The following is a 9,805-nucleotide window of genomic DNA, read 5'->3' as shown; positions in this document are numbered from 1 at the left end:
TGAGTCATGGAGGGGAACTGGCTTGACGCCCGACCAACTGCTCGACAAGGCCTTGATCATCACCGAGCTGAGACGGCTCGCCGCCCTGCCCGCGCTGGAGCCGCGCGGCGCCGAACTGACCGCGCTGCACCGGGACATGGGCACGATGACCCGGCTCGACAGCTGGGCGGAGGTCGACCTCGTACAGACGTACGTACGACCGGAGAGCGTACGCACACCCCCTGAACGGACGTCCGGGCGGCGTGACCGGCTCCTGGAGGCGGCCCTCGGGGTGCTCGTCTTCATTCCGCTCCTGATCACCTGGTTCGGACTGCGGGAGGCCGTGCGGGCGTACGGCGAGCTGGCCGACGAGGACCCCAAGCAGGCGACGCGCCCCTTCCTCCAGCTGTGGCAGACGGGCTTCGGCGGCCATCTGTCGTCGCTCGGGCGGTTCGAGAACGTGGCGCTGATGGCCGTACTCCTCATCGCCCTGCTCGTGGGCCTTTCGGTGTGGCACGCGCGCGTGCGGGTGCGCGCCGAGCGCGACGACGCGGAGCGGGAGGAGGAGCGGGAGCAGGTCCTCGCCCAGCTGGCGTCGGTGCTCACCCGTGCGCAGATGCTGCTCGCGCCGTACCGCAGCGCGACGCCGCAGCAGTTCATCGCGGAGCTGAGGCAGGCCGCCAAGGAGATGGGCGACGTGGCGGCGAAGGCGGAGCAGAGCCACAAGGCGCTCAGCGGGGCCACGGCGTCCGTGGGGCACGCCACCGACGCCCTGAAGAACGCGGCGCTGTCCCTCACGAAGGAAGTGCCCAAGCTCGGCGCCGCGGCGGACCGCATCGATACCACCCTGCGCGACGGCGCGGCGGCGACCGCGAAGGCGGGCCGGGCCAACGCGCTCGCGGCCCGCGGGATCGCCGACCACGTCAAGGCGGCGGGCGACACGGTCGAGGCCTCCCTGAAGGCGCTGGTCGCCGCGCAGCAGACGCTCGTCACGAAGTCCGAGTCGGTGGCGAAGGCGACCGAACTGGCCTCGCAGGCCCTGGTGTCGAGCACGGGCCGCACGGGCGACGCGGTGGACGGCATGCGCGAGGCCACGGAGCGGTGGGACGCGGCGGCGGCCCACTGGCAGGACGCGGCGGCCCGCCTGGACGCCCGCATGGACACGCTGGCGACCGCCCTGCCCTCGCTGTCGCCGCGAGGCGAGGCGTACGGCGCGTCGCACGGCAGGGGCAATGGGGCGTACGGCTCTTCCGGCGCGGCGTATGGCTCCCCAAGCGGGGCGTACGGCTCCCAGAGCGGGGCGTTCGGCCCGAGCGGCAGTCCGAACGGCCCGAGCGGCGGCCCGAACGGTTCGGGTGGTTCGTACGGTTCCGGTGGCTCGAACGGAAGCGCGGGCGAGCCACGGGCCGAGGCAGCGGCGAGCGAGCCGCGTGCAGGGCGAGCCGGGACGGCCAACAGCGGGGCGGCCCATGGACATGCCGCCGAGGACGGTTCACCCGTGCCCGCGCCGAGCCCGCCCGCCGACCCGCCGACGACCCGGCTGCCCCCGCCCGCGCCCCGTGACGGGGGCCCCGCGTGAGCCGAGGGCGGCCGGTGCGCGGGCGTGGCAACCGGTTCAGCGTGGTGTTCCTCGCGGGGTGGCTCTTCGCCGACCTGCTGCTCGTCCTCGCACTCGTGTCGATGGCCGACCGCCCCGACCCGCAGGCCGACGACCGCCCCAAGCCCCCGCCGTCCAAAGGCGGCAAGCCCTCCCCCACTCCCACCGGGCCCCTCGCCGTGGACCGCGACCCCCAGGAGTTCCAGGTGTCGGGTCGGGGCAAGGGCGACCTCGTCGCGCAGATCTCGAAGGGCACCCGGAAGTGGTCGGGCCGCCGGGCCGCGCTCGTGCTCACCTTCGGCGGGGGCCCGAACGGCACGGTCTACGCCCACCGCGTGAACGGCCTCCTCGGCAAGGGCCGTCCGGACATGTTCACCAAGAAGACGGCGACGGACGACTTCCACAACCTCGGCAAGCGGCCCGAGACCGCCGTGGTCCGCGTGTACTTCTACACGGCGCCGGGCGGCTGAGGCATGGCGGTCCTGCGCCCCGGCGAACACCCGAAGGCGAGCGGCGCCCGCCCGCCGCTGCCCGTCCTGCCCCGCTGCCCCGGCATGCGCGGGTACGTCGCGCTGCGCGAGGCCATGCGGGAGGCGGGCTTCAGGCATGCGGCGGAGGTGCTGCGGGCCCCGGCGGCCGCGCCCGCGACGGACGCCCTGTTCGGCACGCTCCCGAGGGCCGAACAGGACGACGGCTTCCGGGTGCTCGACGGCCTCTGGTTCCCCGGCCGCGGCGGCATCTGGCAGCGCGTCGACCGGCCGTACGTCCAGCGGGCGGGCGCCCGCTGGCAGGCCTCCGGGGAGCCTCGTGCCCGTCAGGCCGCGGCCTTGGTGGACATTCTGGAGACGGTCCTGACCGACGACGCGATGGGCCTGCGCCGCATCGTCCTGTGGGAGGTGTGCTGCCTCCTCACGGACGCCGGTGACAGCCCGGGGGCCGCCGACGCGGTGGCGCTCGGAGTGCACCGCAGCGAGGCGGGACAGCTCGCCGCGGCGGTGGCCGCCGGATTCCCCGGCCCCGGGCCCGCCCGGCACGCCGCCGAGACGCTCAACGACGTATGGCCGGGCCCGCGGCTGCGCGAGGCGGAGCGGGTCGTGGCGCGGCTGCCGCGCGGCTCCGCCTCCCCGGACGGGCCGCAGGACCACCGCCTGAGCGCACTGGTGGGCTCCCTCCGCGCGCGAGCCGCGGACGTCGACCGGCTCACCGCCGAGGCCGCACGGTCCGAGGCCGAGGGCGCGCTGCGTGCCGCCGCCACCGCGCGGCTCGGCGCGCTGCGCCTGGCGCGGGACGACCCGCACGCCCACACGGAGCTGTTGCGCGTGGCCACGCTCCTTGCCGACGACCCCTTCGCCCCGGCGGACGCCGAGGTCGGCGCCGTGACCGACGACCGGGCCGTACGCCTGTCCTGGTGCGCGCCGCCGCGCCGCGCCCACGGCGTCACCTACCGCGTCCTGCGCTTTCCCGACGGCGCCCCCCAGCTGGCGGTCGAGACGGCGGCGGGCGAGACGGGCCTCGGCAGCGTCGACACCGAAGCCCCGGTGGGCCGCCCCTTGAGATACGCCGTCGTCCCGCTGCGCCGCGATCGCCTCGCCGGGGTGCCCCGCGTCACGGGGCCGGTGCTGCTCACTCCTGTGGTGACGGAGCTGCGCGCCAACGTCGTCCCCGGCGGGGTGCGGCTGCGCTGGCGGCCCGACCCGGCGGCGGCCGAGGTACGGGTGACGCGCTCGGGCTTCGGTGACGCCACCGAGGGCTGGGGGGGGCGTCGCTGGTGCGGGTCCCCTGCGCCCACGACGGGCTGCTCGACGCGCCCCTGGCGCCGGGGACGTACACCTACGAGGTGCGCTGCGGCTACCGCGATCCGGACGGCGACCTCGTGTGGTCCCGCGGCGTCACCCTCACCGAGCGGGCCGAGCGGTGGCCGTCGCCGGTGGAGGAACTCACCGTGCGGCGGCACGCGGACGGCGAGCGCGTGACCATCACCTGGCGGCCCCCCGCCGTCGGCGACGGGCTGCTCATCCCCTGGACGGCGGGCCCCGTCCCGCCGGGCACGGACGTGTCGGACCTCGTGGGTACGGTGGACGCCGTCCCGGCGCGGTCGGCCGGCGCCGAGTCGTGCGCCGAGCTGACACCGCGGCCCGAGCGGCGCGTCCGTGTGACGGCGGTGAGCGTGCTCGGCGACCGGGCCGTGTCCGGACCGAGCCTGGTCATCGAAAGCCCGGCGCCGATTAGGGATCTGATGGTGCGTCGGATCGATGCGGACCGCGCCGAGGTGCGCTTCGACTGGCCGGAACCGGCGGTCCTGGTCCGCGTGGCGTGGGGCGACGGCCTGCGGGGCGGGGAGCGGCATGTGGCACGCAGCGCGCTGCTCGCCGGGCGGGTGGAGATCCCCGTGTCCGCCGACGTGTGCGTGGTCACCGCGGTGCCGCTGCCCCGCCCCGACGCCGTCGCGATCGACACGCCCCCGGCCAGCGCGACACTCCCCGCGGCGCCTCCGCCACCACCCCCGCTACCCTCGGAGCCTCCCTGGTGGCGGGGGTGGTGGCGGCGCTGGTGGCGGCCGTGAGACGGCCCTGCGTCACTCCTTGACCACGGCCTCCGTGCCGCCGCCGAACTCGATGAGCAGTCCCGAGCGCAGGGCGATCGTCTTGCCCGGTTCCACGTCCCGGACCGTGCCGTCGTCCTTGCGCGCCGTCCACACCGACCTCGTACGGTTGGTGAGGCCGAACCGGCCACGCTGCTGAGGGTGTTCGGTGACCTCGCCGACCACGGCGGTGAAGTCGTGGCGGTCGGGGTCGTCGCGCAGGTGATGGGCGTAGACGCGGGCGCTGGGAGCGAGGCGGATGCCCCGGCGGGTGCGCAGCGTGCCGGTGCCCGTGACCAGTTCGAGGCGGGGCGGCAGGGTCAGGGTGGTGCGGCACTTCCAGCAGTTGGGCGGGGCTCCGTCCGGCTGGGTGAGGTTCTGCTTGCCGCACGCGCCGCACTGCGTGATGGCGTCGAGGACCTGGCTGAGCGCCTCGCGCCACTGTGACTCGCGCACCCGCAGGGAGGGGTTGTGCAGGCCGTCCGTGAAAGTGCGCACGAACAGGTCACGCAGGATCTGCGGCAGCGCGTTCCAACTGGCAACGACGGTGGGCTGCTCGCTGGGGACCGGGCGGTTGCGGGTGTCCTTGGGGTCGTAGACGAAGACGGGATCCGTGCCGTACAGCTTGCGTTTGGCGGCCATGTCGAGGCAGCGGATGTTCAACTCCAGGGCTCCATTGAGCGGGTGATCGTTCATCAGGAGGTAGAAGAGGAGGACGGCGAGCGAGTGCAGGTCGCTCTGGGTGCCGGGCTGGATGCCCTTGTCGCCGCGCACCAGCTCGGGCGCCATGAAGTCCATGGTGCCCGCGACGCCCGCCTCGGCGCCCTCCACGACGGCGTTGTCGTTGTCGCAGACGAGGACGTCGCCGGTGCGCGGGTCGAAGAAGATGTTGCGCCCCAGTTGATGTCGCGGTAGGCGATGCCCCGGGAGTGCAGCGCGCGGTACGCCTCGACGGTGTGCAGCGCCACGGTCACCAGAGTGCGCATCGTCGCGGCGGACACCGACGGGTCACGGCGGAAGAGGGCGGGCAGGTCGCAGAAGCGGGCGGGCCGTACGTCCATGAGGTAGCCGAAGCCGGGCTGCTTGCCCGCGGGATCCATCACGATGGAGCGCGGCCACAGGAAGCGGTCGTCGTCCCAGCCCTTGGCGATGAGCCCTTCGAGGATCTCCCGCTGGCGGGCGTCGGCCAGCTGGGGGTAGTACCACTTGACCGCGTGGTCGCCGGTGGGCGTCGTGACGCGGTAGACCTCGCCCTGGCCGCCGGAGCCGAAGAGCTCGGCGACCTTGAGCTTCTCCCCCGACTCGGCCACCAGGGTCTTTCCGGCGGCGAGCATGCCGTTCACCATTCTGTTCCTCTCTGCCTTTCTGCCCTTACGATTCGTCGCTGCGCCGCGCGGGCGCCGCGATGGCGCCCACGAGGGTCGTGTCGTCCCCGGAGAACTGGGCGGCCCGCGCCAGCCAGTCCGGTAGCTGGCTCTGGACCGCCGCCACGCCCTGCTCTGCGGCGCGGCCGCTGAGGCCCGTGGCGAAGTCCAGGAACCCCTGGTGGTCGGCGAAGCTCTTGGAGAGCCCGTCGGTGGAGAGCAGTACGCACGGCGGGGCGCCGCCCGTGAAGGGCTGCCAGTGCGAGCGCATCTTGCGCCAGGGCTCGGGCGCGCAGAGCGAGTCGGTCTCGTCGCCCATGTCGGGGCCGGTGGAGAGCGGGGTGTGCGGGACGCCCGCGTCGTCGACGAACACGATGTCGCCGTCGCCCAACTGCCAGCAGAACACCATACGTTCGGTCAGCACGGCTCCGATGAGGGTGCTGCCGTAGGCGGCGAGGTCCGGGGGCTCCTTGCGGTCGCGCTCCGTCTCCGCGCGCCCCGCACGGTGCGAACGGGCGCCGTGCGCGGGCGAGTTGCGGTCGTGCAGCAGGGCCCATTCGTGCCAGCGGTGGCCGACCTGCTGCGGCAGGCGGCGCGCCTCCTCGCGCAGCCCGGTCCAGCCCGAGGCGTCGCCGCCGACCCGGACCGCTTCGTACGCGAAGGCCCGCGCGCACGCGGTGAACTCCTCGACCGCCCAACTCGCCCCGAGGTCGCTGCGGAAGTGGGCGGCGCTGCCGTGCCCGTCGGCGACCACGAGGACGACCGCGCGGCCCCCGGCGACGGACAGCGCGGCGCTGCGGTCCTGGCTGTACTTCTTGGCCACTCCCTTGACCGCGCCGCTGAGCAGCGCCCAGGGTGCGGCCGTCATGGGGCCGGACACCGGATCCGGTCCGGTCGCTGTCTGCGGTCCCGTCACCAGATGTCGTCTTCGCCCTTGGTCATCGACGGGACGTCGATCGGCGTCGTGGGCCGAGAGCCGTCGTCGACCTTCGGCGTGGAGGCGTCCTTGACGACCGCGGTGGACATCCAGCGGATGGCCGCGGCGAGCTGGCGGGGGTTCTTCGCCTGGAGCGGCTCCAGCTCGGGGTTGCCGAGGAACTCCTTGAGCATGCTCTTGTCGGCGTCGTCACCGATGGCGACCGCGACGCGCACGGCCCGCTTGCCCCACGGGGTGCTGTCGATGGCGCGCAGCCCGGCCCGCCAGTCGTCGGTGGGCTGCCCGTCGGAGGCGAGGGCGAGCACCGGCGGCAGGGCGCGCTGCGGCATCGGCGGCGTCTGGAGCGCACCGGCGGCCAGTTTGAACGCGGCGCCCATGTCCGTGCCGCCGTAGATGTGCACGTCCTCCCAGGAGAACTGGTCGACCGGGGTGGGGTCGCTGACGTGCCAGCTCGCCCCGCTGGCGAAGGTGATGGCCCGCACGAGCAGGGAGGCGGCGGGATTGGACTGGGCGGCCTGCTGCATCTCGGGGATGGCCTCGCGGATGGCGAAGTTCAGCTCGCCGATCTTGCCGTTCACTCCCATGGAGCCCGAGCAGTCGAGCATCCAGATGAAGTGCACGGGGCGGCTGGCCATGCTTCCGCCGGGGAAGTTGTCGACGACGACAGTGTCGCTGGTGTCGCTCACGCTGGTCCTTTCCTATGGAGCGCGAAGGGTGCGGGGGGCGGGGGCTTCGGGGGCTTCCGAGGGGGAGCCGCTCGAACGGGCGGACTACTCGTCCTGGGGCGCGGTCGGATGCTCGGTCCGCTGCCTGATCCGGTGGCGCCACGCCGTCCATCCCTGCACGTCCTGGTTCTCACGCTGGAGGACGGTCGCCACGCGGCCGAGGTGATGGTCGTCCACGTGCGCGAGGACGGGCGCGAGGACCTCGTCGAGCAGTTCCTCGGCGACCGTGTTCCATTCCGGGCTGACGCCGTGCCGCTGCCGGGGCCGCCAGATGTGGAAGTACGCGGCCAACTCGGCGGGCTGCTCGGGCAGTTCGCGCAGCAGGCGGTCGCGGGTGCGGTCGTCCAGGAAGTACGCGCGGTAGGGCCGCAGCAGTTCCCGTCCGGCGGCGAAGAGGATCCGCACGCCGTGGGAGTCGCACACGTCGAGGGGGTTCGCCCGGGCGAGGGCGTGGCCCACCCGCTCGTCGATGCCCTGCCGCAGGACCAGGCCGGGCGGCGGTGCCTTGCGGAACAGCTCTCCGAGGCGCTCGACGGCGGAGCGGGTGAGGAGCGTACGGCCGTCCGCGAGGTCCTGGGCGGTCACGAGCAGGGCGGCGGTGTGCCGGTCTCCCGCGCCCAGTTTGGAGTCACCGCACATCGCCCGGGCGAAGTCGACCAGCTCCGCGTCGCAGCGGTCCGGCTCCCTCAGCCAGCCGATGACGCGACGGCCGAGGTCCGCCTCGACGATCAGGCGGGGCGTGCAGGTGCGGGCGATCCAGGGCTGCTCGGCGCGGTCCGGCGGGTTGGCGCGCCACACGATGTGCCACAGCAGGCCCAGAGTGGTCTTGTCCTCGACCTTCCGTGTGGGAAGGAGTTCGGTGAGCCGCTTGAACAGTTCGGCGCCGCGCAGGTGGTCCGGGGGGCCGTGCCACTGCGCGGCGGCGGCGGCGAGCCGGACGGTGAGCGGCGCCTCCTCGATGTGCCGCCGCAGCCAGTCGCCGTGCGGGGAGCGGGCCAGCTCCCGCAGACGGTCGAGCTTGCGCTCGGTGAAGTCCTTGATGAGCAGGCGCAGCACCCGGCGGGTGAGGGGGAGGTGTCCGACCTCGTCGAGGACGCGGACCGCGTGGGCGCACTCGCCCCGGTCGGGGCGCAGCAGTGCTCCCGCGAGCCGGTTCATGGCCTCGTCGAGCCCCGGTCCGCCGTCGGTGCCCACGGCGAGGGCGAGCCTCAGCGGCTCCGTCCAGGTGTGGAGGGGGTCGGAGAGTCTGCGGCGCAGCGCGTCGTCGGCGCGGTCGCCGTACTCCTCGCGCAGCTGCCGCCAGGCCTCCTGGCCGAGCGGCAGCCCTTCGAAGGCGGTGAGATCGGGCAGGATGTCACGGGCGCGGGGCGCGTCGAGATGGTGTTTGACGAGAGCGAGGGCCAGCGGCCGGGCCGCGCGGGCCCGGTCGTCGTCGAGCCCTCGGCAGAGCCGGTCGAGTTCGCCGAGCGTGCGGGAGTCGGTCTCGCCCCGCGCCACGGACCCGGCGAGGTCATCGAAGACCGCGCGGAGGGAGTCTTCGCCGAGCCCGGCGAGGTCGGCGCCCGAGGGGGCTCTCGTGAGGCCCGCGCCACCGCCCTCACTCCCGTCGCCGCCCCCGCTCCCGTCGCCGCCGTCACTCCCGCTGCCGCCGCCTCTGGCGATGAGCGGGAGCAGCGCGAAGGCGTCCTCGGGCCGCGGCATGGCCCCGGGGCCGGGCCGCGGCGGGTTCCCGGAGATCCAGCGCTCGGCGGTGAACCGGGCCCAGGGGTCGCGGTCGGGGGGCGGGCTCTGGGGGCCGCCCGTGCCGTCGTGCACGCGGTACAGGTACGTGACCGTGGCGGGGTCGGTCCGGTCGAACTCCGTCTCCGGGCCGATCCCGATGATCTGCTGCGGGGACTGGTGCGGGGCGGTGGTCCAGGTGGTGAACGTGAGCAGAGGGACGTACGCCTCGGGCAGCGAGGCGCAGGCGAGCGCGACCCAGCGGGCCACGGTCTCGGAGTCCTTCTCGACGAGGACGATCTGCCGTCCGGCCGGGTCTTCGAAGAGGCGGCGCACATCGGCGAGGAAGGGCGCGACACGGTCCGCGCGCTCCCGGGCGAATTCCACCAGCAGCTCGCGGTCGAAGTGCGCCTCGGGGACGGGCAGTTCGGACTCGATGAACCCGGCGCCGAGTGTCTCCTGCGCGCCCGGCTCCCAGGTCGCCGAGCGCCACGTGTCGATCGGCCACACGGGGCCGGGCCCCGGGGTGTCCGCGCTCAGGTACAGCGCCTCCACGCGCTGTCCGGGAAGCGCCGCGCACAGGAGGCGGCCGCCGTCCGGGAGCAGGCTGTAGCTCAGCTCGGAGGCCGCCCCGATGACGCGTTCGACCGCGGGCCCGAACTCGGCAAGATCCGTTGGGTGTTCCTGACCGGGGTCCTGTCCGGGGACCTGTCCGGGGACCTGTCCGTCCGCCCCGGGCGAGGCGCCCGCGGGGATCAGTCGGACGGCTCCGGTTTCGGGCTCCTGATCGAGCCGGTAGCTGCGACGACGGATGGCCATGCCACATTCTGACCAGTCACGGCACCGGACCGCAGGCCGTCCGGCAAGTTCATCCCCGCCATCGCGCGCACCACCCGTACCGGG

Annotated in this window: 8 protein-coding genes; 4 read left to right on the top strand and 4 right to left on the bottom strand. The window is 74.2% G+C overall.

Annotated elements, in window-relative coordinates:
- The first annotated feature begins 22 nt into the window (after positions 1 to 22).
- Genes CP975_RS28295 through CP975_RS35160 form a run of 4 tightly spaced genes read left to right on the top strand, consistent with a single transcriptional unit; the run spans position 23 to position 4,139 of the window.
- Entirely contained in the window at positions 23 to 1,558 is a 1,536-nt protein-coding gene (locus CP975_RS28295; protein WP_055535632.1) for a hypothetical protein, read from the top strand.
- Positions 1,555 to 2,046: a hypothetical protein gene (locus CP975_RS28290; protein WP_167532745.1), complete on the top strand. Its 492-nt coding sequence runs from the start codon at positions 1,555 to 1,557 to the stop codon at positions 2,044 to 2,046. Before CP975_RS28295 ends, CP975_RS28290 begins: the two co-directional genes overlap by 4 nt.
- Before the next feature lie 3 nt (positions 2,047 to 2,049).
- Entirely contained in the window at positions 2,050 to 3,549 is a 1,500-nt protein-coding gene (locus CP975_RS28285) for a hypothetical protein (RefSeq protein ID WP_150477489.1), read from the top strand.
- Positions 3,519 to 4,139, top strand: a complete 621-nt coding sequence (locus CP975_RS35160) for a hypothetical protein (protein WP_167532744.1) — start codon at positions 3,519 to 3,521, stop codon at positions 4,137 to 4,139. Before CP975_RS28285 ends, CP975_RS35160 begins: the two co-directional genes overlap by 31 nt.
- Positions 4,140 to 4,151: 12 nt before the next feature.
- Here the strand turns inward: CP975_RS35160 and CP975_RS36420 are convergent, their stop codons facing one another.
- From CP975_RS36420 to CP975_RS28265, 4 genes are all read right to left on the bottom strand, one after another.
- Positions 4,152 to 4,988: a hypothetical protein gene (locus CP975_RS36420; protein ID WP_342787987.1), complete on the bottom strand. Its 837-nt coding sequence runs from the start codon at positions 4,986 to 4,988 to the stop codon at positions 4,152 to 4,154.
- A gap of 540 nt (positions 4,989 to 5,528) precedes the next feature.
- Positions 5,529 to 6,389 carry a protein phosphatase 2C domain-containing protein gene (locus CP975_RS28275; protein ID WP_055534181.1) on the bottom strand — a complete coding sequence of 287 codons (861 nt, stop codon included), beginning with the start codon at positions 6,387 to 6,389 and terminating at the stop codon, positions 5,529 to 5,531.
- A gap of 44 nt (positions 6,390 to 6,433) precedes the next feature.
- Complete coding sequence (locus tag CP975_RS28270; protein ID WP_055534185.1) at positions 6,434 to 7,093, bottom strand: vWA domain-containing protein; 660 nt, start codon at positions 7,091 to 7,093, stop codon at positions 6,434 to 6,436.
- 135 nt (positions 7,094 to 7,228) lie between these two features.
- A complete protein-coding gene (locus CP975_RS28265; protein WP_055529086.1) occupies positions 7,229 to 9,721 on the bottom strand; it encodes a GTPase-associated protein 1-related protein in 2,493 nt (830 codons plus the stop codon).
- Between the last annotated feature and the right edge of the window lie 84 nt (positions 9,722 to 9,805).

This window comes from Streptomyces alboniger (genome assembly GCF_008704395.1).
GTDB lineage: Bacteria > Actinomycetota > Actinomycetes > Streptomycetales > Streptomycetaceae > Streptomyces > Streptomyces alboniger.
The sequence above is the reverse complement of the archived record's forward strand: the minus strand, read 5'-3'. Positions and strand labels throughout refer to the sequence as shown.